22 protein-coding genes are annotated in these 23,584 nt (G+C 67.6%); 15 read left to right on the top strand and 7 right to left on the bottom strand.

All coding sequences use genetic code 11. The features are described from left to right. Positions 1-60: 60 nt before the first annotated feature. The 4 genes from mnmA to SKC41_RS27140 are packed head-to-tail and all read right to left on the bottom strand — an operon-like array spanning position 61 to position 4,043. On the bottom strand, positions 61-1,137 hold the full coding sequence (gene mnmA / locus SKC41_RS27155; protein WP_330980790.1) for a tRNA 2-thiouridine(34) synthase MnmA: 1,077 nt from the start codon (positions 1,135-1,137) through the stop codon (positions 61-63). Continuing rightward, entirely contained in the window at positions 1,134-2,321 is a 1,188-nt protein-coding gene (locus SKC41_RS27150) for a cysteine desulfurase family protein (protein WP_330980789.1), read from the bottom strand. The genes mnmA and SKC41_RS27150 overlap by 4 nt, the downstream gene beginning before the upstream one ends. A gap of 34 nt (positions 2,322-2,355) precedes the next feature. After that, positions 2,356-3,186 (bottom strand): lysophospholipid acyltransferase family protein, encoded by an 831-nt coding sequence (locus SKC41_RS27145; protein ID WP_330980788.1) that lies wholly within the window; start codon positions 3,184-3,186, stop codon positions 2,356-2,358. Beyond that, positions 3,183-4,043, bottom strand: a complete 861-nt coding sequence (locus SKC41_RS27140) for a GNAT family N-acetyltransferase (protein ID WP_330980787.1) — start codon at positions 4,041-4,043, stop codon at positions 3,183-3,185. Before SKC41_RS27140 ends, SKC41_RS27145 begins: the two co-directional genes overlap by 4 nt. 296 nt (positions 4,044-4,339) lie before the next feature. Here SKC41_RS27140 and SKC41_RS27135 point away from each other — a divergent pair, with 296 nt between their 5' ends. The 3 genes from SKC41_RS27135 to SKC41_RS27125 all read left to right on the top strand — a co-directional run bounded on the left by SKC41_RS27135 (position 4,340) and on the right by SKC41_RS27125 (position 7,566). After that, entirely contained in the window at positions 4,340-5,584 is a 1,245-nt protein-coding gene (locus SKC41_RS27135; protein WP_330980786.1) for an aminotransferase class I/II-fold pyridoxal phosphate-dependent enzyme, read from the top strand. Positions 5,585-5,656: 72 nt separating this feature from the next. Continuing rightward, on the top strand, positions 5,657-7,318 hold the full coding sequence (locus SKC41_RS27130) for a fatty acyl-AMP ligase (protein ID WP_330980785.1): 1,662 nt from the start codon (positions 5,657-5,659) through the stop codon (positions 7,316-7,318). Continuing rightward, positions 7,315-7,566, top strand: coding sequence for an acyl carrier protein (locus SKC41_RS27125; protein ID WP_330980784.1), 252 nt, complete (start codon positions 7,315-7,317; stop codon positions 7,564-7,566). The genes SKC41_RS27130 and SKC41_RS27125 overlap by 4 nt, the downstream gene beginning before the upstream one ends. Positions 7,567-7,639: 73 nt before the next feature. Here SKC41_RS27125 and SKC41_RS27120 read toward each other — a convergent pair whose 3' ends face one another. Continuing rightward, a complete protein-coding gene (locus SKC41_RS27120) occupies positions 7,640-8,596 on the bottom strand; it encodes an electron transfer flavoprotein subunit alpha/FixB family protein (protein WP_330980783.1) in 957 nt (318 codons plus the stop codon). A gap of 41 nt (positions 8,597-8,637) precedes the next feature. Next, entirely contained in the window at positions 8,638-9,429 is a 792-nt protein-coding gene (locus SKC41_RS27115) for an electron transfer flavoprotein subunit beta/FixA family protein (protein ID WP_330980782.1), read from the bottom strand. A gap of 228 nt (positions 9,430-9,657) precedes the next feature. On the opposite strand from SKC41_RS27115, the gene SKC41_RS27110 reads away from it, so the two are divergent. From SKC41_RS27110 to SKC41_RS27100, 3 genes are read left to right on the top strand one after another with little or no spacing between them, the layout of a single operon-like run. Next, on the top strand, positions 9,658-10,485 hold the full coding sequence (locus SKC41_RS27110) for a class I SAM-dependent methyltransferase (RefSeq protein ID WP_330980781.1): 828 nt from the start codon (positions 9,658-9,660) through the stop codon (positions 10,483-10,485). Then, positions 10,482-12,077, top strand: a complete 1,596-nt coding sequence (locus SKC41_RS27105) for a glycoside hydrolase family 57 protein (RefSeq protein ID WP_330980780.1) — start codon at positions 10,482-10,484, stop codon at positions 12,075-12,077. Before SKC41_RS27110 ends, SKC41_RS27105 begins: the two co-directional genes overlap by 4 nt. Then, the gene (locus SKC41_RS27100) at positions 12,074-13,318 is read left to right on the top strand and encodes a glycosyltransferase family 4 protein (RefSeq protein WP_330980779.1); all 1,245 of its coding nucleotides are present in this window, start codon (positions 12,074-12,076) and stop codon (positions 13,316-13,318) included. The genes SKC41_RS27105 and SKC41_RS27100 overlap by 4 nt, the downstream gene beginning before the upstream one ends. A gap of 3 nt (positions 13,319-13,321) precedes the next feature. Here the strand turns inward: SKC41_RS27100 and SKC41_RS27095 are convergent, their stop codons facing one another. Continuing rightward, positions 13,322-14,296, bottom strand: coding sequence for an SDR family NAD(P)-dependent oxidoreductase (locus SKC41_RS27095; protein ID WP_330980778.1), 975 nt, complete (start codon positions 14,294-14,296; stop codon positions 13,322-13,324). 64 nt (positions 14,297-14,360) lie between these two features. Here SKC41_RS27095 and SKC41_RS27090 point away from each other — a divergent pair, with 64 nt between their 5' ends. From SKC41_RS27090 to SKC41_RS27050, 9 genes are all read left to right on the top strand, one after another. Continuing rightward, positions 14,361-15,710: a TIGR01777 family oxidoreductase gene (locus SKC41_RS27090; protein ID WP_330980777.1), complete on the top strand. Its 1,350-nt coding sequence runs from the start codon at positions 14,361-14,363 to the stop codon at positions 15,708-15,710. Between the two features lie 386 nt (positions 15,711-16,096). Continuing rightward, the gene (locus tag SKC41_RS27085) at positions 16,097-17,143 is read left to right on the top strand and encodes a polyprenyl synthetase family protein (RefSeq protein ID WP_330980857.1); all 1,047 of its coding nucleotides are present in this window, start codon (positions 16,097-16,099) and stop codon (positions 17,141-17,143) included. Next, positions 17,140-18,666 carry a phytoene desaturase family protein gene (crtI, locus tag SKC41_RS27080; RefSeq protein ID WP_330980776.1) on the top strand — a complete coding sequence of 509 codons (1,527 nt, stop codon included), beginning with the start codon at positions 17,140-17,142 and terminating at the stop codon, positions 18,664-18,666. Before SKC41_RS27085 ends, crtI begins: the two co-directional genes overlap by 4 nt. Next, positions 18,663-19,616 carry a phytoene/squalene synthase family protein gene (locus tag SKC41_RS27075; RefSeq protein WP_330980775.1) on the top strand — a complete coding sequence of 318 codons (954 nt, stop codon included), beginning with the start codon at positions 18,663-18,665 and terminating at the stop codon, positions 19,614-19,616. Before crtI ends, SKC41_RS27075 begins: the two co-directional genes overlap by 4 nt. Then, positions 19,613-19,936, top strand: a complete 324-nt coding sequence (locus SKC41_RS27070; protein WP_330980774.1) for a lycopene cyclase domain-containing protein — start codon at positions 19,613-19,615, stop codon at positions 19,934-19,936. Before SKC41_RS27075 ends, SKC41_RS27070 begins: the two co-directional genes overlap by 4 nt. Then, on the top strand, positions 19,933-20,244 hold the full coding sequence (locus tag SKC41_RS27065) for a lycopene cyclase domain-containing protein (RefSeq protein WP_330980773.1): 312 nt from the start codon (positions 19,933-19,935) through the stop codon (positions 20,242-20,244). The genes SKC41_RS27070 and SKC41_RS27065 overlap by 4 nt, the downstream gene beginning before the upstream one ends. A 2-nt stretch (positions 20,245-20,246) precedes the next feature. After that, positions 20,247-20,966, top strand: a complete 720-nt coding sequence (locus tag SKC41_RS27060; protein ID WP_330980772.1) for a class I SAM-dependent methyltransferase — start codon at positions 20,247-20,249, stop codon at positions 20,964-20,966. After that, positions 20,963-22,489: a hydroxysqualene dehydroxylase gene (locus tag SKC41_RS27055; RefSeq protein ID WP_330980771.1), complete on the top strand. Its 1,527-nt coding sequence runs from the start codon at positions 20,963-20,965 to the stop codon at positions 22,487-22,489. The genes SKC41_RS27060 and SKC41_RS27055 overlap by 4 nt, the downstream gene beginning before the upstream one ends. Next, positions 22,486-23,481, top strand: coding sequence for a DUF5914 domain-containing protein (locus tag SKC41_RS27050; RefSeq protein WP_330980770.1), 996 nt, complete (start codon positions 22,486-22,488; stop codon positions 23,479-23,481). The genes SKC41_RS27055 and SKC41_RS27050 overlap by 4 nt, the downstream gene beginning before the upstream one ends. Positions 23,482-23,584 lie beyond the last annotated feature (103 nt).

The following is a 23,584-nucleotide window of genomic DNA, read 5'->3' as shown; positions in this document are numbered from 1 at the left end:
GTGTCCGCAAGCTCTTGGAGAATCCTTGGAAGCGGCGGCGATGTCGCTGAGCAGCGGGAATCAGCGCGACGTGCCGGCGATGGTGGCGCTGCCGAGTACCTCGTCGCCGGCCGAATCCGGGCGATACAGCACGACGGTCTGGCCGCACGCCACCCCCCGCAGCGGGACGCGCAATCGCACGCAAAGCTCGTCGCCGACCAATTCGGCCACCGCACTCGCGGTTTCGCCGTGGGCCCGCACCTGCACGTCGCACTCGATTGGGCCCTGCGGTGCGGTTCCGGCGGTGAAGACCGGGTCCCGTCCCGTCAACGCATGCACCTCGAGATCGGCGGCACCGCCCACGTGCACCGTCGCGGTGTCGGCATCGATGGCCGTCACGTAGCGCGGCAGACCATCCGGCCCGGGACCGGCAATGCCCAAGCCCTTGCGCTGACCGATCGTGAATCCGTGCACGCCGTCGTGGTTCGCCAGCACCGCACCGTCGGCACCCACCACGTTCCCGCGGCGAACGGCGATGCGCTCCCCGAGAAAGGCACGGGTGTCCCCCGACGGGATGAAGCAGATGTCATGGCTGTCCGGCTTGTCGGCGACGGCGAGGCCGCGACGAGCCGCCTCCGCACGGATCTGCGGCTTCGGGGTGTCCCCGATCGGAAAAGCGGCGTGGCGCAACTGCTCTGCGGTCAGCACGGCCAGCACGTACGACTGATCCTTGTCGTGGTCGACGGCGCGGCGCAGCCGACCCTGAGACAGCCGGGCGTAGTGTCCGGTGACGACCGTGTCGAAACCCAATGCCAGGGCGCGCGCAGAAAGCGCTGCGAACTTGATGCGCTGGTTGCAGCGCACGCACGGGTTGGGCGTCTCGCCGCGTGCGTACGACGAAACGAAATCGTCGATCACGTCTTCGGCGAACTTCTCCGCGAAATCCCAAACATAGAACGGGATTCCGAGGACGTCTGCCACACGGCGCGCGTCTGAGGCGTCCTCTTTCGAGCAGCAGCCCCGCGAACCGGTGCGCAGCGTGCCGGGCGCCGACGACAGCGCCAGGTGCACACCGACCACGTCGTGCCCGGCATCGACCATCCGAGCGGCGGCGACCGACGAATCGACGCCTCCGCTCATTGCGGCAAGAACTTTCACCCCGACGCCCCCGCAGCGGCCAGCGCCGCGCGCCTGGCCCGATCCACCGCAGCCGGCAGCACCCGCAGCACCTCGTCGACGTCGGCGTCAACACTGGTGTGACCCAACGACAGACGCAGCGATCCCCGCGCGGTGGCGGCATCGTCGCCCATCGCGATCAACACATGCGAGGCCTGCGGGACGCCGGCGGTGCACGCCGACCCGGTTGAGCATTCGATTCCGTTGGCATCCAACAACATCAACAGAGCGTCGCCTTCACAACCACGAAAAGTGAAGTGGGCGTTGCCCGGAAGCCGCGACTCGCGCGACCCGTTGAAACGGACGTCGTCGATCTCGGTCAGCACACCCTCGACCAGACGATCGCGCAGCGCGCGCAGCCGTGCGCCGTTGGCCTCCAGACCGTCCACGGCGAGCCGCATCGCGGCGGCCATTCCGACGGCACCGGCGACATCCGGAGTGCCGGAACGGATATCGCGCTCCTGACCGCCGCCGTGCAGCAGCGGCGCACAGGCCACGTCGCGGCGCAACAACAGCGCACCGACCGCCTGCGGGCCGCCGAACTTGTGCGCGGCGACGCTCATCGCCGACAGCCCGCTGACGGTGAAGTCGACGGGCAGCTGCCCAACCGCCTGCACGGCATCGCTGTGCATCGGGACGCCGAATTCGGCGGCGACGGCCGCCAGTTCGGCGACGGGCATGATGGTGCCGACCTCGTTGTTGGCCCACATCACCGAGACCAGCGCGACGTCGCCGACCTCAGCGCGGCTCTCCAACAGCTCCCGCAGCGCGGACGCCGACACCGATCCGTCGGAGGCGGTGGGCAGCCAACTCACCTGGGCGCCCTCGTGCTCGACCAGCCAGTCGACCGAATCCAGCACCGCGTGATGTTCCACCTGGCTGGTGATGATGCGCAGCCGGCGCGGGTCGGCGTCGCGGCGGGCGCGATAGATGCCCTTGACGGCCAGGTTGTCGCTTTCGGTGCCACCCGCGGTGAAAATCACCTCGGACGGTCGCGCGCCCAGCTTGTCCGCGATCAGCTCACGGGACTCCTCGATGCGGCGCCGGGCCGTGCGGCCGCTGGTGTGCAGTGACGACGCGTTGCCGACCGTGCCGAAGACGGCCGTCATCGCCTCGATGGCGGCGGGGTGCATCGGGGTGGTGGCGGCGTGATCGAGGTAGACCATGACGCGCCCCACGATACCGGGCCGCCGGGTTCCCTTAAGCGGCCAGCACGTGGCGTTGACCTGGGCGCCGCGCCACTCCGACGCCCACCGCCCGCTGGCAGCGGCGCGCCAGCCCCCGCCGGTCGGCGCCCGGCAGCTGCAGAGACTCGACGTGAACATGCGCCAGGGTGCGGCGCTGGGCGATCATCCGGCACATCGCCGCCACCAGGGTGTCCTCCCCGACGAAGGCCGGAGCGGTCGAGATCAGGCCGTCGACGTGGTGATATGTCAGCCTCAGTGGCTGGACCGGGCGACCGGCGTCGATCGCGGCCTGGAACATCGCCGGGTAGAACGAGCCGCAGGCCACCCCGCACCACGTGGTGCCCTCGGGAAAGGCCACCACGGTTTCGCCGCCACGCAGCCGGTCCGCGACCGTCTCCACCACGCCGGGCAGCCGCCGCAGGCTGGACCGTTCGATCGGAATGATCTTCAGTAGGCGCTGCGCGAGCTCGCCGAACATGTCCGAGCGGGCGACGTACCAGCCGGGCAGCACCGCACCGATGGCGAAGACGTCCAGCCAGGACATATGCGGACCGACCACCAGGACCCCGCGCAGGTTGCGGATCGGGGCCCCCGACACACTGATCCGGACCCCGAAAACGCGCAGCACCATCCGGCAGTAGAACTGCCGCACCCGCATCTGCCCCGGCCATGGCACCAGCGCCAACGGCGCCCCCAGCAGCAGTAACAGCACCAGCATCAGGCGAAGCGTCACCCGCAGCACCACCAGCCACCGCGACGACGCGGGGGCCACACCTACACAGCTGCTGTCGCAGGTCGCGCGCGGCAGCCAAGCGTGGTCGGTGGTGACCGCGGGAGCGTTCATCGTGCGCCGCCCGCCATCTCGCCGCTCATCAGCGCGGCCGCCGATACCGACCGCAGTCTTCGCAGATATCGGGTGTCGGCCTGGCGTTTGTCCAGCAGCACGCAGAAGTCGCCGACACCGAAGTCCGGGTCCAACGCGGGTTCGCCGCAGCATTTCGCACCCAGCCGCAGGTAACCACGCATCAGCGCCGGAACCGAGGGGCGCGGCGGCGGTGCGATCTCGTCGAGGCTTTTGCCGTCCACCACCACCGGCCGGTGCGGGTACACGCGATACTCCGGCGGCGCGGCGTGCCGGCTGCGGACGAAGTCGCGCACGCCCCGAAGCTGACTGCCGGGCGCATCTTCGTCTGTCACGCTGCCGATCGGCACCGACACACACCCGATCACGTAGTCGTAGCCGTAGCGGTCCAGGTAGGCCAGGATTCCCGCCCACATCAACAGCACGACGGCACCGTTGCGGTGCCCGTCGCGGACCACGGCGCGGCCCATCTCCACCAGCGACGGCCGCAACGGGTCGAGCGCGCCGAGATCGAATTCCGTCGCGGTATACAGGCCGCCGGCGGCAATCGCACCCGCCGGCGCCAGCATGCGGTAACACCCCACCAGCTCCCCGGTGTCGTCGTCGCGAACCAGCAGGTGATCACAGAACTCGTCGAAGCGGTCCACGTCCCGGTCCCCGGCACCCGATTCCGGCAACGCGAAACCGGGCGTGCTGGTGAATACGTCGTACCGGAGCCGCTGCGCTGCCTCGACCAAACTGGGGTCGGTGGACAGCAACAGCGAGTAACGCGGCCCAGGCGAGCTGGTCGCGGCTCCGTCCGGAGTATCACTCGGTATCAGGACAGAAGCAATGCTCATGGGAAACAACGTGGCGTAATCGAGGAGCGAATCGGCATCGACGCTATGACGTGTTGGTGCACGCAAGATGACGAAATGTGTTCCCACGGTGAAGTGTGTCGTACATAACGCTGCCGCTCACCCGTACGTAATACCCCCGAGATAGTGTCCACACAATCAACCGCTAAGCGGATTGGGTCCGCGTATTCGCAAGAGCGGCAACGCAATAAACACCCGCACGTCAATCGCTATTAACGTGCTCGCCAATTTAGAGCGAATCGGATGCCGGATACCGGGACGCACTGTTTGATGTAGGCGTGCTGCAGACCTCGAAGCTGAATATCCAAGCGCGCGCGCAACAAGACAGCCGGCTGGCCAGCCTGCGCTACTACGCCGCGTGCAACCGACTGCCGTTCTTCAGGAGCGTCGAATCCGCTCCCGGACCGACCTCCGTCATCGAAGGACAAACCCGAATCATGTTCGGGTCGAACAATTCTCTGGGGCTGTGCGGTGATCGCCGGTTGATCGAGGCGGCCAACCGGGCCACCGAACTGTACGGGCCGGCCTGTGGGGGTGCGCCTCCGCACTGCGGCACGCTGCGCGTCAAAGTCGAGCTCGAAGAGTTGTTGGCCGACTGGTACGGCACCGAGGCGGCGCTGGTGTTCAACAGCGGCTACCTGGCCAATGTCGGTGCGATCACGGCGTTATTGGGTGCAGCCGATCTCGCGTTCCCCGATAGCGAGGCCCACATGTCGCTGCATGACGGCATCCGGCTCTCGGGGGCCAGTTCGCGGTATTTCGCGCACAACGACCTGGATTCGCTGGAACGCAACCTGATCCGCACCGCCGAGCGCGGCGGCACCAAGCTGATCGTGATCGACGGGCTCTACTCGATGCAGGGCGACGTGGCGCCGATGGAAAGCATTGTCGCGCTGGCCAACAAATACAACGTCGCGCTCTACGTCGACGAGGCACACAGCCTCGGCGTCTTCGGGCCCAACCGAACCGGGATCGCCGAGGAGTTCGGCTGCGCCAAGGACGTCGACGTGTTGATGGGCAGCATGTCGAAAGCGATCGCCTCCACCGGCGGCTTCATCGTCGGATCGCGCGACCTGATCGATGTGCTCAGATTGCGGTCCAGCCAGCACATGTTCACCGCCACCGGGGCTCCGGCGGCGATGGCGGCAAGCATCGCCGGGATTGCGATCATTCGCGGCCTCGAGGGGGCCCAGCGTGCCGAAGCGGTCCTGGCCAACGCCCGCGCCCTGCGCGACGGCCTGGTGTCACAGGGTCTGCAGGTGCGGGCGGGAATCGTCCGTGCCGACGGCGCACACGTAGTGGCCCCGCATGTTTCGGTGTGGATCGGTCCGGAAGCGCGCGCGATCGCGGCCTGGAACGAGGCATTCGACAACGGCGTCTTCTGCTCACTGGCGGTGGCACCCGCGGTCGGTGAGAACGACGCCCTGATGCGCTGCTGTGTTTGCGCCACACACACGCCGGCGCAGATCGACCGGGCCGTCGATGTGATCGCCTCGGCCGTGCTAAACGCCAAAGACGACTGACAGGCGTTTCCCGAATGTTATTGGCGCCCGGTCATTTACGAATTCAGTCTGCAGTGAGGACAGCGCACGGCTATGAGTAGGTTTACTGACCGCATCGCGAAGGTGGCCGCGGATTCCACCCTGGGCCTTCGCTTTGGCACCGCCGGCAATCTGCATTTCGCTAGCTGGCACGACATCAATCAGTCGGCGGGCAAGGTCGCCGGCCGACTGGCCGGCGAAGGAGTCACCCGAGGCAGCCGGGTGGGTGTGCTGGCCGCCCACGCCGAAGATGTCGCACCGGTCGTCCAGGGCATCTGGAAGTTGGGCGCGGCGATGACGATGCTGCAACAACCCACGTCGCAGGCCGACCTCAGCGAGTGGCACGAGGGCACCCTGCGCGCGCTGAGCCTGCTCGGTGCGCATTGCGTCCTGGTGGGACGGCCGTTCGTCGCGGTTGCCGACGCACTGCGCGCGTCAGGTTTCCGCGTCATCGAGGTGCCCGACACGTGGACCGGCGCCGACGGGGTCGAGGAGCCGACAGACGAGGACGACGTCGCCATCTATCAACTCACCTCGGGATCGACCGGCGACCCCAAGGCCGTGGCGATCACTCACCGCAACCTCCACGCCGACATCGCCGCCATGGTGGCCGAGGTACAGATCGATCCCGACATCGACGTCACGATGAGCTGGCTCCCGCTCTCGCATGACATGGGCCTGATCGCCTACCTGCTGTCGCCGATGTTCGCCGGCAACGCGGCGGTCTACATTCCGGCGACCGAGTTCGTGCGGTCGCCGCTGGCCTGGCTGCAAATCCTCACCGAGCAGCGGGCCACCGTCACCGCGGCACCCAATTTCGCCTATTCGATCGTCAGCCGCAGGCTCAGGGCGGTCAGCGACGGCGCCTACGACCTGAGCGCGCTGCGCTGCGTGGTGTCCGGCGCCGAGCCCATCGACCCGCTCACGATGTACGAGTTCGCCCAGCAGGCCGCACGCTTCGGGATGCGGGTTTCGGCGATCGGCGCGGCCTACGGTCTCGCCGAGGCGACGGTAGCGGTGTCGTTCTCCCGGGTGGATCGACCGCTGGCGGTCGAGAACGTGTGCGCCGACGAACTGGAAACCCAAGGCCGGGCGGTCACCGGGTGCGTCTGCGGGGCGCCCAAGAAGGAATTCGTCCTGCTGGGGCGGCCGATGCCCGGGGTTGAGGTCCGCATCGCCGACGAGGACCGGGGCACCCGCCCGGCGCGCCACATGGGCGAGGTCGCCATCCGGGGTGACGCGGTGACGCGGCACTACCTCACGGTGGACGGCGAGGTGGCCGCCACCGACGCGTACGGCTGGTTCTACACGGGCGACCTCGGCTATCTCACCGACGACGGCGAGATCGTGGTGTGCGGGCGCCGCAAGAACGTCATCATCGTCGCCGGCCGCAACATCTTCCCCTCCGACATCGAGCGACTGGCCGCCTCGGTCGACGGCATCAGGCGCGGTGGGGTCGTCGCGTTCGGGGTCACGCTCGCCGATCAGCGCGAGGAGATCCGGATCGTCGCCGAAACCGTCCAGGAGGATCCGGGCGACGACGCGCACGAGATCCGTCGCCAAATCGGCCGAAAGGTGCGCAGCGCAACGGGATTGAGCCCGACGGTGCTGCTGGTCGGCAAGGGCAAGGTTCCGAAGACACCGTCGGGCAAGATCCGCCACGTCGCGGCCAAAGAAATATTCGGAGAGGTCTTAGGAGAGGTCGGAGCACTGTGAGTAGCGTCAATGATTCCGTCGTGTCGATCGTCACCCGGCTGGCTCCGGACCGGATGGCTCCGGTGACCGGCGACTCGCATCTCGTCGACGACCTGGGCTATGACTCGCCCCGCAAGATGGAACTCGTCGCAACCCTGGAAAGCCACCTCAAGATGCGGCTCAAAGACCCCGAGACGCCGATCGACACGGTGCGCGAGGTCGTCGACTGGGTCAACGCCAACATCGCCGACCAGGCGGTAGCCGACTAGCCAACTCTTAAGGGCGACAACGCAAACGCCCCCGACGTGACGTGCACGCGGGGGCGTTTGCGTTAAGCGAAGATCAGCCCTTGCGAGCCTTGACCGCGTCGGTCAGCTGAGGCGCAACCTTGAACAGGTCGCCCACCACGCCGTAGTCGGCGATCTCAAAGATCGGCGCCTCTTCATCCTTGTTGACCGCGACGATGGTCTTCGAGGTCTGCATACCCGCCCGGTGCTGGATCGCGCCCGAGATGCCCAGCGCGATGTAGAGCTGGGGCGAGACCGTCTTACCGGTCTGGCCGACCTGGAACTGGCCCGGGTAGTAGCCGGAGTCGACGGCGGCACGCGACGCGCCGACGGCCGCGCCCAGCGAGTCCGCCAGCGCCTCAACCACATTGAAGTTCTCCGCGCTGCCGACGCCGCGGCCACCGGAGACCACGATGGTGGCCTCGGTCAGTTCTGGGCGGTCACCGGCGACCGCGGGCTCACGCGCGGTGACCTTGGTGGCGTTCTCGGCGGGCGCGGGCACCTCGACGGTGACCTCTTCACCCGCACCGGCCTGTGGCTCGGCGTCGACGGCACCCGCGCGCACCGTGATGATCGGGGTGTCGCCGTTGGCCTGCGCCTCGACCGTGAACGCCCCACCGAAGATGGAGTAGATCGCCTTATTGCCTTCCTTGACCTCGACCACGTCGACCAGCAGTCCGGAACCGAGCCGGGCCGCGAGCCGGCCGGCGATTTCCTTGCCGTCGGCATTGGCGGAGAGCAAAACCGCTGCCGGAGAAGCGGATTCGACCAGCGACGCCAGAACGTCGACGACGGGGGTGATCAGGTACTTGTCGACGTCGTCGGACTCGGCGACGTAGATCTTGGCGGCACCGGCTTCCTTCAGCGCGTCGGCCAGCGGCGCCGCCGTGCCCGGCGCACCGACCACGACGGCGGACGGCTCGCCCAAAGCACGGGCGGCAGTGATCAATTCGGCGGTGACTTTCTTCACCGCGCCTTCGGCGTGCTCGACGAGCACCAATACTTCAGCCATGGGTTATATCGCTCTTCTCGTGTATGGGGTTTGTGCTCGTCTTAGATGATCTTCTGGCCGACCAGGTACTTGGCGATCTCATTGCCGCCCTCACCCTCGTCAGCGACCTTCTCACCCGCGGTCTTCGGCGGCTTCGGCGTCGACGACAGCACGGTCGACCCGGCATTGGCCAGACCGACCTCGTCAGGCTCGACGCCGATCTCGGCCAGGGTCAGCACCGTGACCTCTTTCTTCTTGGCGGCCATGATGCCCTTGAAGGACGGGAAGCGCGGCTCGTTGATCTTCTCGGTGACGCTGACCACCGCGGGCAGGGTCGCTTCCAGGGTGAAGACACCGTCGTCGGTTTCCCGCTCGCCGGTGACCTTGTCGCCCTCGATGGACAGCTTGCGCAGGTGGGTCAGCTGCGGCAGACCCAGGTATTCGGCGATGACGGCCGGGACCGCACCGCCGGTGCCGTCGGTGGCCTCGTTGCCGGCGATGACCAGCTCGGTGCCCTCAATGGTGCCCAGGGCGCGCGCCAGCGCCCATCCGGTCTGGATGACGTCCGAGCCGTGCAGGCCGTCGTCCTTGAGGTGGACCGCCTTGTCGGCGCCCATCGAGAGGGCCTTGCGGATGGCCTCGGTGGCGCGCTCCGGTCCGGCGGTCAACACGGTCACCGACCCCTCGCCGCCTTCGCGCTCACGGATTTGCAGGGCCTCTTCGACGGCGCGCTCGTTGATCTCGTCCAGCACGGCGTCGGCGGCGTCCCGATCCAGCGTGAAATCGCCGTCAGTCAGCTTGCGCTCCGACCAGGTGTCTGGGACCTGCTTGATCAGGACCACGATGTTCGTCATGAGTGTGGTTCGTCCTCCTTGAAGGAGTCTCGCAGCAGTCAGCTACAAGACTTTCAGTACGCGTTTTGCAGCGCACGGTCGTGTTACTACTCGGTAACTTTGTGCGGCCTGCCTTCACACCATAGCGGGTCGTACTGCAGGTTCTTGCAGGCCCGCCTCCCCCCGCGACCGGGGCCTACCCGCTGAGCGGTTCGCGAATCCGACACTTCGCGTTAGCCTCCCTATGCAATGAGCGCATTCGTCCCCGACGTTCCCCACCGCAGCCCCGACGGCACTTCACCGGCGGTTGATGCGGTGTTGACGCTGACGGGCGAGCGCACGATCCCTGACCTGGACATCGAGAACTACTGGTTCCGCCGCCACCAAGTGGTGTACCAGCGACTGGCAACCCACTGTGTGGGCCGTGACGTGCTCGAGGCCGGATGTGGCGAAGGTTACGGCGCCGATTTGATCGCCGCGGACGCCCGACGGGTGGTCGCGGTGGATTACGACGAGGCGGCGGTGGCCCATGTCCGCAGCCGCTACCCGAGAGTGGAAGTCATGCGGGCCAACCTGGCCGAGCTGCCGCTGCCGGACGCCTCAATGGACGTCGTGGTGAACTTCCAGGTCATCGAGCACCTGTGGGATCAGAGCCAATTCGTCAAGGAATGCGCGCGGGTGCTGCGTCCCTCGGGGCTGCTGATGATGTCCACGCCCAACCGCATCACCTTCTCTCCAGGCCGCGACACCCCGATCAACCCGTTTCACACCCGGGAATTGAACGCCGACGAGCTGACCGAGCTGCTAGTGGACGCGGGTTTCACCGACGTTGCCGTCAGCGGCCTGTTCCACGGCCCGCGCCTGCGTGAAATGGATGCCCGTCACGGCGGTTCGATCATCGACGCGCAGATCGCGCTGGCGGTGGCCGGCGACGAGGGAGCACCGTGGCCGCCGCAGCTGGCCGCCGACGTGGCCGCGGTCACGATCGACGACTTCGAGCTGATCGCCGCCGGCGATCGCGACACGCATCCTATTGCGGAGAGCCTGGATCTGATCGCGATCGCGGTGCGGCCGTGAGCAATTCCGCAACACCGGTACCCGGCATGTTCACGCTGGTGTTGCACACCCATCTGCCGTGGCTGGCCCACCACGGCCGCTGGCCGGTCGGTGAGGAATGGCTCTACCAGTCGTGGGCGGCCGCCTATCTGCCGCTGATCAAGGTGCTGCGCACGCTGGCGGACGAGGATCGGCAGCGCTTGATCACCCTCGGCGTCACCCCGGTGGTCAATGCCCAACTGGACGACCCCTACTGCCTGGACGGCATGCACCACTGGCTGGCGAACTGGCGGCTGCGGGCGGCCGAGGCCGCCAGCGTCCGGTCGATCCCCAAGTCGAAGTCGGCCGGCTACCAATCCTGCACGCCAGAAGCGTTGCGGGAGTTCGGGATTCGCGAATGCGCCGAGGCGGACCAGTCGCTCGAGGACTTCGCCACGCTGTGGCAGCACGGTGGCAGCCCGCTGCTGCGCAGCCTGATCGATGCCGGGACCGTGGAGTTGCTCGGCGGCCCGCTGGCCCACCCGTTCCAGCCGTTGCTCGCCCCGCGGCTGCGGGAATTCGCGCTGCGCGAGGGCCTGGCGGACGCCCAGCACCGCCTGGGGGCCCGAAAAGGACAAAGCTCCGGCGGCATCTGGGCGCCCGAGTGCGCCTACGACCCGGGCATGGAACGCGACTACGCCGGCGCGGGGATCACCCACTTCATGGTCGACGGTCCCTCACTGCACGGCGACACCGCGCTGGGACGGCCCGTCGGCGACACGAATGTCGTGGCGTTCGGGCGCGACCTGCAGGTCAGCTACCGGGTGTGGTCGCCGAAATCCGGCTACCCCGGGCACGCCGCGTACCGCGACTTCCACACCTATGACCACCTGACCGGGCTCAAGCCGGCCCGGGTCACCGGGCGCAACGTGTCCTCGGACGCCAAGGCGCCGTATGACCCCGAGCGCGCCGACCGCGCGGTCGACGTCCATGTCGCCGACTTCGTCGACGTCGTGCGCAGCCGGCTGTCGAGCGAGTCCGAGCGCATCGGTCGCCCGGCTCACGTCATCGCCGCCTTCGACACCGAGCTGTTCGGCCACTGGTGGTACGAGGGCCCGACGTGGCTGGCCCGGGTACTGCGGGCGTTGCCCGCCGCCGGGGTGCGGGTCGGCACGCTCAGCGACGCGCTGGACTGCGGATTCGTCGGCGAGGCGGTGGCGCTGCCGCCCAGTTCGTGGGGCTCGGGCAAGGACTGGCAGGTGTGGGCCGGCGAGAAGGTGGCCGACCTGGTCCAGCTCAACACCGAGGTCGTCGATACCGCGCTGAGCACCGTGGACAAGGCGCTGTCACAGGCCACGTCCGCCCTGAACGGGTCGCCGCCGCGCGACCGCGTCGCCGACCAGATCCTGCGCGAGACGCTGCTGACCGTGTCCAGCGACTGGCCGTTCATGGTCAGCAAGGACTCCGCCGCCGACTACGCCCGCTACCGCGCGCACCTGCACGCGCACGCCACCCGCGAGATCGCCGGGGCGCTGGCCTCGGGCCGCCGCGACACCGCGCAGCGGCTTGCCGACGGCTGGAACCGCGCCGACGGTCTGTTCGGCGCGCTGGATGCCCGAAGGCTGCCCCGATGAAGATCCTGATGATGTCGTGGGAGTACCCGCCGGTCGTGATCGGCGGGCTGGGCCGGCACGTGCATCACCTGTCGACCGCGCTGGCGGCCGCCGGCCACGACGTGGTGGTGCTGTCGCGGCGCCCCACCGGTACCGACCCCAGCACGCACCCGTCGTCTGACGAGATCAGCGAGGGCGTGCGGGTGATCGCCGCCGCCCAGGATCCGCACGAATTCACTTTCGGCACAGACATGATGGCCTGGACCCTGGCCATGGGCCACGCGATGATTCGCGCCGGGCTCATGCTCAAGAAACCGGGCGTTGAGCGACTGTGGCGTCCCGACGTTGTGCACGCCCACGATTGGCTGGTTGCCCATTCCGCCATCACGCTCGCCCAATACTATGACGTACCAATGGTTTCCACGATCCACGCGACCGAGGCCGGCAGGCATTCGGGCTGGGTGTCCGGAGCGATCAGCCGTCAGGTGCACGCGGTCGAATCGTGGCTGGTGCGTGAATCCGATTCGCTGATCACATGTTCGGCGTCGATGAGCGACGAGATCACCGAACTGTTCGGTCCCGGCCTGGCCGAAACCACCGTGATCCGCAACGGAATCGACGCGGCGCGTTGGCCGTTCGCGCCGCGGCGGCCACGCACCGGGCCCGCCGAACTCCTGTACGTCGGGCGGCTGGAGTACGAGAAGGGTGTGCACGACCTGATCGCCGCGCTGCCGCGGATCAGGCGCACCAACCCGGGCACCACCCTGACCATCGCCGGCGACGGAACCCAGCAGGACTGGCTCGTCGAGCAGGCCCGTAAACATCGGGTACTCAAGGCAACTCGCTTCGTCGGGCACCTGCACCACGACGAACTGCTGGCCGCGCTGCACCGGGCCGACGCGGCGGTGTTCCCCAGCCACTACGAGCCGTTCGGGCTCGTCGCCCTGGAGGCCGCCGCGGCCGGCGCTCCGTTGGTGACCTCCAATATCGGCGGCCTCGGCGAAGCGGTGATCAACGGGCAGACCGGGGTGTCGTGCCCGCCGCGCGACGTGGCCGGCCTGGCCGCGGCGGTGCGCACCGTGCTCGACGATCCAGACGCCGCGCAACAACGCGCCCGCGCGGCCCGCGAGCGGCTCACCTCAGACTTCGATTGGCGCACGGTCGCCGGCCAGACCGCGCAGGTGTATGTGGCGGCCAAGCGTGGCGAGCGTCAGCAGTTGCCCCGGCTGCCGATCACCGAGCACGCGCTGCCCGACCGCTGAGCCTCACGCATTGTCGATGCCGATCGAATAGGCGCAATAGCGCCAAAGGCGTTCCCGCTCACGCTCGCCGTGTCTGGTCAACGGCAGATAGTGCTCCGGGCGGGGCCGCCGGTCATGCCAGAAACCGCCGCTGGGTGGCGGCGGTTCGGTGGCGGCCAGCCAGATCGCGGTGTCGGCTCCCTGTTCGGGCGTGCGCAGCAGCGGGCCGGTGAGCGCCCGGAAACCGGGGAGCGACGTGGCCACCCCGGGAGTATCGGCCCACCCGGGGTGCATCGCGTAGACGCGGATACCGTCGTCGGCCCAGTGGCGGCACAGGATGGGTGCCAGCGCCACCTGCATGCGTTTGGTCCGCGCGTACGCGGTGACCCCGCTGTACGGCTCGTCGACGTATTCGGGGTCGTCGGTAGGCAGCGACTGCGTGTACATCCCGCCCGAGGACATGAAGATCACCCGCGGGTTCTCGGCGCCGCGCAGGACCGGAAGCAAGCACTCGGTCAACAGCACCGGCCCCAGTACGTGGGTGGCCAGCGTGACCTCATGCCGATCGGCGGTCTCGGCCCGCTCCGGCGGTAACACCCCGGCGTTGTGGATCAGCACATCCAATTCCCATACCCGGGCGGACAAGTCGGCCGCGAAGGCACGCACCGCGGAGAGGTCGGAGACGTCGCACACCTCCACCTGCACGTCGGCCTCGGGATTGGCGTCGACGATCTCGTTGCGCGCGGCTTCGCCGCTCGCCTCGTCGCGAACCGTCAACAGCACGCTCGCGCCCAACTGCGCCAGGCCCTTCGCAATGGCCTTGCCGATGCCCCGGTTCGCACCGGTGACGAGCGCCGTTTTTCCCTTCAGCGCATGCGGCTGCGGGTCGTCGGGCCATCCCGAGCTGCGCAGTTGATAGCCGATGCGGGTATAGCCTCCGACGATCGACCGGTCGAGAGCGGTGTCGAGCAGGGACCGCAGGTGGGTGTTGATACTCATGCGTCCTTACTTACCCACGCCGGCGCAAGGCATGCTCTCGTCGTCATAGGGTACATATCGAACGATGGGACTGGAATTTTCTAGCGTGGTCGATGCGCCGCGCGATGACGTGTTCGCCTGGCATGCACGCCCGGGTGCTTTCGAGCGGCTGTCGCCGCCATGGTCGCCGATGCGACTGGTCTCGGAAGCGTCGTCGCTGCGCGACGGGCGGGCCGAACTCGCCCTCCCGGGTGGGCTGCGCTGGGTGGCCCAGCACCAGGCCGAGGGCTATGACCCGCCGCGCCGCTTCGTCGACGCGATCGGCAGCGACGGGCTGGCGTCGCTACCGGCCCGCATCGCGGTGCGGTGGCGACACATCCACGAATTCGACGACCTCGGCGGCAACCGGACCGAGGTGATCGACCGCGTCCAGACACCCGTGCCCGGCGCCGCGCTGCGCCCGATGTTCGTCTACCGGCACCGCCAGCTGGCCGACGATTTGGCCGCCCACCAACTGGCCGCCCGGCACGGTCTGGCGCCGGTGACCGTGGCGGTCACCGGGTCGTCGGGACTGGTCGGTTCGGCGCTGTCGGCGTTCTTGCGCACCGGCGGGCATCGGGTCGTCCAACTCGTCCGCCACAGCGCACGCGGCAAGGATGAACGACAGTGGAATCCCGATGACCCCGACCCGGAGCTGCTGACCGGCATTGACGCGGTCATCCACCTGGCCGGCGCCTCGATCGCCGGACGGTTCACCGAGGGGCACCGGAAAGCGGTGCGCGACAGCCGGATCGGTCCGACCCGTCAGCTGGCCGAACTGGTGGCACGTGCCAAGACCGGCCTGCTGATCTCGGCCTCCGCGATCGGCTACTACGGCTACGACCGCGGCGACGAAGAACTCACCGAGGCAAGCGAGCGTGGCGACGGCTTTCTTGCCGACGTCGTCGCCGACTGGGAGGACGCGACCGCGCCGGCCGCACAGGCCGGGGCCCGGGTGGTGCAGGTGCGGACCGGCATCGTGCAATCACCCCGCGGCGGCACGCTGAAATTGATGCGCCCGCTGTTCGCCGCCGGTCTCGGCGGCCGGCTCGGCAATGGCCGACAGTGGTTGTCCTGGATAGGGATTGATGACCTGATCGACGTTTATCACCGGGCGCTCTGGGACACTACGCTGTCTGGTCCGGTGAATGCCGTTGCCCCGCAACCGGTTCGCAACAGCGAGTACACCCGCACGCTGGCCCACGTGCTGCGCCGCCCCGCGGTGCTGCCCGTTCCGCCGGTGGGGCCGCGAATATTGCTCGGCGAACAGGGCGCCCGCGAACTGGCGTGCGCGAGTCAGCGCGTCGCCCCGCAACGGCTCGTGGAAGCGGGACACCGGTTCCGCCAGCCCGACCTGGATGCTGCCCTGCGTCATCTGCTCGGGCGTAACCGCTGAGGTCTTGCGAGCGACCCATCGGGTAACAGGCGGAGTCGACTTACATCACTTCCGGTCATCGGATCGATTCATCGCCGTGCGGAGCACTACCGGCGGCCTTTAAGCGGCACCGCTGGCGCATCGGTCGATGATTCAGTAAATTAATGTTTCAATTACTTAACTGAGCCAAGGTTGGCCTGAGCGAACGGCGCAAGCACGTCCGCAATTTCACAGTGCTTGTTTTCTCGTTGAAGGGGTACCATCGAATGAATCTGAGGCATTCGAGCCAGCGGCTGAGCAACATTGCCATTGAACCTCAGGCGGGAGCCGTGGACACCTTCACAGCCGTGCGTTTCGACGAGACCGCCGCTGTCCCGGTTTTTCCACCGGATTCGAACCAATTCCCGATGTGGCACGCCGAATTGCGGGAGTCGGTTCTCGCACGCGTCGCGACATTCGTCGCCGGGCGGTGCGCCGCAGAGCTAGGTGCCTGCGGCGTCGACGTCGCCGCGGACATCTTGGTGAATTTCGTCGACGGCGGTAAATGCCTGCGGTCGACGTTTATGTACCTGGGCTGGTTGTGTGCAGCGCCGGCCAGCGACGCCGCCCTGTCGGCCACTGCGAGCCTGGAGCTGCTGCACGCGTTCGCACTGCTGCACGACGACGTGATGGACGAATCGCCATCGCGACGGGGCCGCCCCGCCGCGCACATTCAATTCGAGCGCTGGCATCGACAGCATGGGCTGTCCGGTTCCTCACGCCGATTCGGTGAATCGGCTGCCATCTTGCTCGGCGACCTGTGCTTGATCTGGGCCGAACAGATGTTGCGCGATAGTGGCCTGCAGCGCCACCATCTGGCCCGAGCATGGCCCCGCTACGACGCGATGCGCACCGAGCTCGCGGTGGGCCAATTCGCCGATCTGGCAATCGATGTGCGCAACCTACCCTCGTTGGACGCCGTGCTCGAGGTGGCCCGGCGGAAGTCGGGGAACTACACGGTGCGCCGGCCCTTGGAGATCGGCGCCGCGATGGCCGGATGCGACGAGCGGGTGCTGGCCGCGCTCGGCGAATACGGTTCCGCCATCGGTGAGGCGTTCCAGTTGCGCGACGATGTCCTCGGCATTTTCGGATCTCCCGCGCAGACCGGCAAACCCAATAGTGGGGATCTGATCGAGCAGAAGGCCACCAGTGTGGTGGTGGCGGCGCACGAGTTGGCCGACGCGCCGACCCGCCGCCAACTGCGCCAACTGATGACCGGCGATCGGCTCGACGACGCCGCGCTTGACCACTGTCGGACCCTGATTGTCGCCACCGGGGCAGTGCAGTGGATCGAAGAACTCATCGGCAGCCGCGTCGAGGAAGCGCGAAAGGCGCTGGATCGCTCCATGGTCGATCATTCACTGACCGCCGCGCTGATCGACATGGCCGGCCTGTGCACCCAGCGTGCCGCATGAGCATCCGTACGGTACCGGGGCGAACCGATCACGTCGTGGTGGTCGGGGCGGGATTCGCGGGTCTTGCCGCCGCGTTGCACTTAGCCGGGCGCGGCCGGCAGGTCACGGTGGTCGAACAGCATGCGTGGCCGGGCGGCCGCGCGGGACGACGCGACTCCGACGGCTACCGGATCGACACTGGTCCGACCGTGCTGACCATGCCGGACCTGATCGACGAGGCGTTTGCTGCGGTCGGTGAAACCCTCAGCGAGCGAGTCGAATTGCTTGAGTTGGACCCGGCGTACCGGGCGATGTTCGCCGACGGCAGCTCGATCGACGTCCACAGCGACGCGGATCGGATGGCAGCCGCGGTGCGGGAATTCGGCGGCCCGCAACAAGAGGCCGGTTACCGGCGACTGCGGGACTGGCTGAATCTGCTGTACCGCACCGAATTCGACGGATTCATTGCCTCGAACTTCGACTCCCCACTGTCCCTGCTGAACGGCGCGCTGGTCAGACTGGCCATGCTCGGCGGATTCCGCCGATGGGAAACCATGGTCAAGCGCCATATCAGCGACCCCCGGTTGCGGCGCGTGTTCACCTTCCAGTCGCTCTACGCCGGTGTCGCGCCGCAAGACGCCCTGGCCGTCTACGCGGTGATCGCCTACATGGACACCGTCTCGGGCGTGTTCTTTCCCCGCGGCGGTGTGCGTGCGCTGCCGGAAGCGCTGGCGGCGGCCGCTGCCGACGCCGGAGTGCGCTTCCATTACGGGTCGACGGTGACTGCGCTCGACCGCGCCGGCGAGCGGATCACCGCGGTGCGAACCGACGGACAGGGGCCGATTGCGTGCGACGCGGTGGTGCTGACCACCGAGTTGCCCCAGACTTATCGACTGCTGGGACGCCGACCCCGCCGGGTGATCCCGCTGCGCGCGGCGCCCTCGGCCGTGGTGCTGCACGCGGGTTGTCACGCTGTGCCTTCGGGAAACGCCCATCACACAATCCTTTTCGGAGACTCGTGGGATCGGACTTTTACCGACATCATCCGCGACCGCCGGCTCATGTCGGACCCCTCACTGTTGGTCACCCGACCGACCGCGAGTGACCCCAGCTTGGCACCTGCCGGACGCGACCTGCTCTACGTGCTGGCACCCGCCCCGAACCTGACCGGCTGCGCGATCGACTGGTCACGCATCGGTGAAACGTACGCCGAGTCTCTGCTCGATGTCGTACAGGAAAGATTGTTACCCGGCGTCCGTGACGGCGTGCAGCTGCTGCATCTGGACACGCCTGCCGACTGGGCCCGTCAGGGGATGATGGCCGGTACGCCGTTCGCCTTGGCGCACAACTTCGCTCAGACCGGACCCTTCCGGCCGGCCAACACCGTGCGCGACATCGACAATGCGGTGCTGGCCGGATCGTCGACCCTGCCCGGAGTGGGTGTGCCCACCACGCTGATCTCCGGGCGGCTGGCCGCCGACCGGATCACCGGGAGCGTCGACCGGGCGATCACGACGCTCGACCTGAAAGCCGGCCCACGATGATCCGCACGGAATTGGATGCCGCCGGAATCGCGGATTCGGGCCTGCGCGCGGCATATCGGCGCTGCCGGCAGATCGCCGCCGCGAACGGGCGCACCTATTTTCTGGCCACTCGCCTGCTTGCCCCGGACCAGCGTCCGGCGGTGCACGCGCTGTACGGTTTCGCCCGTCATGCCGATGACATCATCGACGAGCTCAATCCGGCACTGGACGTCAGCACCCGGGCCGAACGGCTTCAGAACCTGTCCGACCGCTTCTTTGCCGGTGGTGACCATCACGACGAACCCGTCCTTGCCGCGGTCGAAGACACCATTCGTCGTTACGGGATCGCCGCGGACTTGTTCGAGGACTTTCTCGCCTCTATGCGCATGGACCTCACCGTCACCGACTATCCCGATCGCGCGGCGCTCAATCGCTACATGCGTGGCTCAGCGGAAGTCATTGGCCTGCAAATGCTTCCGATACTGGGCACGGTAGGTGTCACCGAAGATGCCGCCCCCTACGCGGCAGCATTGGGCCGGGCATTTCAGTTGACCAATTTTCTGCGCGACGTCGGCGAGGATCTGACCCGCAACAGGATCTACCTGCCCGCCGACGAACTGGCCGCCTTCGGCGTAGACCGAGACCTGATGACGTGGTGCCATGTTCACCGGCGCACCGACGCTCGCGTGCGTGACGCGCTGGCAGCTCAGCACGAAATCACCCGGGAAATCTACCGTTTCGCCGCCGACGGGATCGCCTTGCTGGAGCCGCGCTCACGGCCGTGCGTAGCGACGGCGTTGACGCTTTACTCCGACATCCTGGATCGCATCGAGGACAGCGATTTCTCGGTGTTCAGCCGGCGCGCCACCGTCGGCACTGCGCGGCGACTTCAGGTCGCCGGCGCCGGGCTGCTGCGTTCCTGGTGGCTGCGCACGGGCGGATCCGAGTCGCGAAGGGCCGCCGCGACGTGAGCGATCGGTGGCAATATCTGATTGTGCTCGGCCTGTGCCTGGTGATCACCGCACCGCTGGAGTTGTTCGGCGCAGGGGTGTACCGCCAGCCGCGGCGGCTGATAGGCGCGGTGATTCCGGTCGCGGCGGTGTTCCTGGTCTGGGATGCGGTCGCCATCGCGGCCCGCGTATGGGGCTACAACGGCGACTACATCACCGGCATCAACCTCCCGTTCGGCGTGCCCGTCGAGGAGGCGCTGTTCTTTGTGGTGATCCCGTTGTGCGCCTTGCTGACCTACAACGCGGTGACCGCCATCCTCGATCGGGCCAGGCGCCGATGACCGGCCTCGGCTACACCGTGCCGGCGATTCTGGCCGTGGCGGTGGTGTGCGCGCTGGAATTCACGCTGCTGCACACCGGGCTGTTGCGGCGGCCCGCCTACTGGCTGTCGATGGTGATCATCCTGGGTTTCCAGATACCGGTTGATGGATGGCTGACCAAACGCAGTGCGCCGATCGTCATCTACGACGACCAGCAGACCAGCGGCATCCGCTTTCCGTTCGACATCCCGGTCGAGGATTTCTTGTTCGGGTTCGCCCTCGCTACCGCCGTGCTGCTGCTCTGGGAGCGTCAGCGTGCGAATCGGTAACCATGGATAGAGCAGGCCTGCCCCGCGGCGACGTGCCCGACGCCTTCGACGTCGGCGCCGCGGCATACGACCGGCTGGTCGGCGCCAACCCCGGTTACCACACAAACCTCGGGCGATCGGCGCACCGCATGCGTCTGCCCGGGGGTGGCCGGGGTTTGCGGTTGCTCGACGCCGGTTGCGGCACCGGTGCGTCGACAGCCGCGTTGTTGGCGGTGGCTCCCCACGCCGAGATCATCGCCGTCGACGCCGCGCGCGGAATGCTCGAGGCCGCAAGGGCAAAACCGTGGCCGCCGTCGGTCCGGTTCGTGCACGCGCGCGTCGAGGAGCTGGACGAGCACGGCGTCACGGGACCGTTCGACGCCATCCTGGCCGCCTACCTGCTGCGCAACCTCACGGACCCGGAGGGGCAGCTGCGCAATTTCCGCGAGCTGCTTCGACCCGGTGGCACCCTCGCGGTACACGAGTACTCCGTACGGGACTCCCGCGCCGCGACCCTGATCTGGCACGCGGTGTGCTGGAGCATCATCATCCCGGCCGGCTGGTGGCGGACTCGTGACAGCACGCTGTACCGGCATCTGTGGCGTAGCGCCCTCACCTTCGACGGGGCAGCGCGGTTTCGGCGCCGGATGCAAGACGCCGGTTTCACCGCGGTGCGCGCAGAAACCATGTCCGGCTGGGAACGCAACATCGTCCACACCTTTTTAGGGGAAGCACCGCAATGATCGACCGCCGCCGCCACGTTCACCCGGCTCCACCCGGTCTGCCCGTAGCCGACGCGCTGTCGTCGCGGCCCCGCGCCGTCGTCATCGGGGGCGGGATCGCCGGCCTGAGCGCCGCGACCGGACTCGCCGAACGCGGTATCGCCGTGGACCTGGTGGAACGTGAGGATTACCTCGGCGGCCGGGTCGGCGGCTGGACCGAACGCGAGGGCGGCGCCGAGCTGGCGATGAATCGGGGCTTTCACGCCTTCTTTCGTCAGTACTACAACCTGCGGGCCCTGCTGCGCCGAGTCGATCCGCAGCTGCGGATGCTCGCGCCGGTCGCGGACTACCCCCTGATCGACGGTGCCGGCCGGCGCGACAGCTTCCGCGGATTGCCCCGCACCCCACCGTGGAACGCATTGGCATTCGCCCTGCGCAGCCCGACATTCCGGCTTGCCGATCTCGCCCGCATCGATGCCCGGGCCGCCGCGCCGCTCGCGGCGGTATCCGTGCCGGACATCTATCAACGGCTCGACCACATGGATGCCGAAACCTTTCTGAAAGGCCTTAATTTCCCCGACTCGGCGCGCCACCTTGCGTTCGAAGTGTTTTCGCGCAGCTTCTTCGCCGAGCCGGCACAACTGTCCGCAGCGGAACTGGCGACGATGTTTCACATCTATTTCCTCGGCTCCAGCGAGGGCCTGATCTTCGACGTCGCCACCGCGAACTTCGATGTGAGCCTGTGGAATCCGTTGCGGCAGTACTTGAGCGACCACGGTGTCCGGGTGCACCTCGGCACCTGCGTAAGTCGTATCGCAACGGACCCCGCCACCAAGGCCTTTCACGTACATACCGATTCGGGCGAAGTGCTGCACGGCGACGGCGTCGTGCTGGCGCTCGACGTCGGCGGTCTGCAGCAGGTGGTGGCGGGCTCCCCCGGTTTGGGTGACGATCCGTGGCGCGACCGGATACGACGGCTGCGCACCGCGCCCTCGTTTGTGGTTCATCGGATGTGGCTGGACCGGCCCGTGGACTCCAATCGGCCCGCCTTCCTCGGCACGGCCGGGCATGAGCCCCTCGACAACATCAGTGTGCTCGAACGTTACGAACGTGAGGCTGCCGCCTGGGCTCGGCAGCATCACGGATCTGTTATCGAATTGCATTCTTACGCAACCAGTTCGGAGACAAGCCGCGAAGTTTCGATCGAACAGTTGCATCAGCTCTACCCTGAGACCGGCACCGCGGGTGTGACTCACGAGCGCGTGCTGCGTCGAAGCGACTGCCCGCTGTTCGCCCCTGGCATGTATGCGCGGCGACCGACGGTGGCAACTCCGCAGCACGGACTGGTGCTCGCTGGCGACGGAATCCGCATCGACCTGCCGGTTGCGCTGATGGAACGAGCGGCCACCACCGGCTGGTCGGCCGCTAACCACTTGCTGAGGTTGTGGGGTATCGCCGGGCACGAGTTGGTCACCGTTCCCATCCGTGGGCGATCCGCACTGCTGCGGTCGCTGGCCGAGCGGCAAGGGCGGCAACGGCAATGAGCCTGGGCGATCCGTTGCACCGCCGCTGGCCGAAAGACTGGCCTGTTGGCCCAATCCCGCGCGTCCCCTGGACCCAACAGCGCCCGACCTACCGCGAGGCGCAGCCGCGCATCATCAACGCCGCACTGGATCGGTCCCAACGGCGACCGACCGGAAATTGGTATGTATTCGCCGCGAGCAGCGACGTGCGCACGGACCGCCCGTTCGGGACGTGCGTCGCCGGCGTCGATCTGGTCTCCTGGCGCGATAAGCACCGCGGGCTGCGAGTTGCCCCGGCAGCCTGCCCACATTTGGGTGCAGACCTGGCGACCGGAGTCGTGCGCCGCGGGGTGCTGTACTGCCGATGGCACGGACTGGCTTTCGATGGCGACACATGTGAATGGCCCTTCAGGCCGTTCCCCTGTTACGACGACGGGGTGTTGGCATGGGTACGCCTCGACTCAGTCGGCAAAGAAGTTCCCCTGGATGCGCCGGTGCTCGGGCCCCGGCCCGAAGGCGATGCCGTCACGGCGGTCACCCGATTGGTGGGCAATTGCGAAACGTCTGACATCATCGCCAACCGGCTCGACCCGTGGCACGGCGCATGGTTTCACCCCTACTCGTTCACCCGGCTCGAAGTGCTGACCACGCCGACCGAGGATGACGACCGCTTCCTGGTCGCGGTCACATTCCGGCTGAGCCGCCTGGGAGTGCCAGTAATCGCGGAATTCACGACCCCCGATGCGCGCACCGTCGTGATGCGCATCATCGAGGGGGAGGGAACCGGAAGCGTCGTCGAAACCCACGCCACACCAACGACTCCTGGGCCGGACGGGCGGCCGCGTGTCGCCGTGGTCGAAGCCGTCATCGCGTTTTCAGCGCGACCGGGATTCAAAAATGCGCTCCGGGCCGCCCCGGTGATCGCACCGCTGATGCGCTATGCCGCCAACCGGCTGTGGCGTGACGATCTGGCCTACGCCGAACGCCGGTATCGACTCCGCGCGGGTGGCTGACGCAGCGTTACGGCGGCATCGGGCAGGCATCGGGCAGGCAGACAGCACCGCGGCGCGGCGGGGTCTAAGTAGGTCTTTTGCCGAGCGCGCGGATACGCTGGTG

This window comes from Mycobacterium sp. 050128, assembly GCF_036409155.1.
Classification (GTDB): Bacteria; Actinomycetota; Actinomycetes; order Mycobacteriales; family Mycobacteriaceae; genus Mycobacterium.
This window is presented reverse-complemented; position numbering and strand designations above follow the sequence as displayed.

Excerpts from the sequence above, each read along its gene's own strand:
- SKC41_RS27145 (WP_330980788.1), bottom strand. The coding sequence starts at position 3,186 with ATGAACGCTCCCGCGGTCACCACCGACCACGCTTGGCTGCCGCGCGCG.
- SKC41_RS27130 (WP_330980785.1), top strand. The coding sequence starts at position 5,657 with ATGAGTAGGTTTACTGACCGCATCGCGAAGGTGGCCGCGGATTCCACC.
- SKC41_RS27065 (WP_330980773.1), top strand. The coding sequence starts at position 19,933 with ATGACCGGCCTCGGCTACACCGTGCCGGCGATTCTGGCCGTGGCGGTG.
- SKC41_RS27060 (WP_330980772.1), top strand. The coding sequence starts at position 20,247 with ATGGATAGAGCAGGCCTGCCCCGCGGCGACGTGCCCGACGCCTTCGAC.
- SKC41_RS27085 (WP_330980857.1), top strand. The coding sequence starts at position 16,097 with ATGTGGCACGCCGAATTGCGGGAGTCGGTTCTCGCACGCGTCGCGACA.
- SKC41_RS27150 (WP_330980789.1), bottom strand. The coding sequence starts at position 2,321 with ATGGTCTACCTCGATCACGCCGCCACCACCCCGATGCACCCCGCCGCC.
- SKC41_RS27090 (WP_330980777.1), top strand. The coding sequence starts at position 14,361 with ATGGGACTGGAATTTTCTAGCGTGGTCGATGCGCCGCGCGATGACGTG.
- SKC41_RS27100 (WP_330980779.1), top strand. The coding sequence starts at position 12,074 with ATGAAGATCCTGATGATGTCGTGGGAGTACCCGCCGGTCGTGATCGGC.
- SKC41_RS27110 (WP_330980781.1), top strand. The coding sequence starts at position 9,658 with ATGAGCGCATTCGTCCCCGACGTTCCCCACCGCAGCCCCGACGGCACT.
- crtI (WP_330980776.1), top strand. The coding sequence starts at position 17,140 with ATGAGCATCCGTACGGTACCGGGGCGAACCGATCACGTCGTGGTGGTC.
- SKC41_RS27140 (WP_330980787.1), bottom strand. The coding sequence starts at position 4,043 with ATGAGCATTGCTTCTGTCCTGATACCGAGTGATACTCCGGACGGAGCC.
- SKC41_RS27115 (WP_330980782.1), bottom strand. The coding sequence starts at position 9,429 with ATGACGAACATCGTGGTCCTGATCAAGCAGGTCCCAGACACCTGGTCG.
- SKC41_RS27050 (WP_330980770.1), top strand. The coding sequence starts at position 22,486 with ATGAGCCTGGGCGATCCGTTGCACCGCCGCTGGCCGAAAGACTGGCCT.
- SKC41_RS27075 (WP_330980775.1), top strand. The coding sequence starts at position 18,663 with ATGATCCGCACGGAATTGGATGCCGCCGGAATCGCGGATTCGGGCCTG.
- SKC41_RS27055 (WP_330980771.1), top strand. The coding sequence starts at position 20,963 with ATGATCGACCGCCGCCGCCACGTTCACCCGGCTCCACCCGGTCTGCCC.
- SKC41_RS27095 (WP_330980778.1), bottom strand. The coding sequence starts at position 14,296 with ATGAGTATCAACACCCACCTGCGGTCCCTGCTCGACACCGCTCTCGAC.
- SKC41_RS27120 (WP_330980783.1), bottom strand. The coding sequence starts at position 8,596 with ATGGCTGAAGTATTGGTGCTCGTCGAGCACGCCGAAGGCGCGGTGAAG.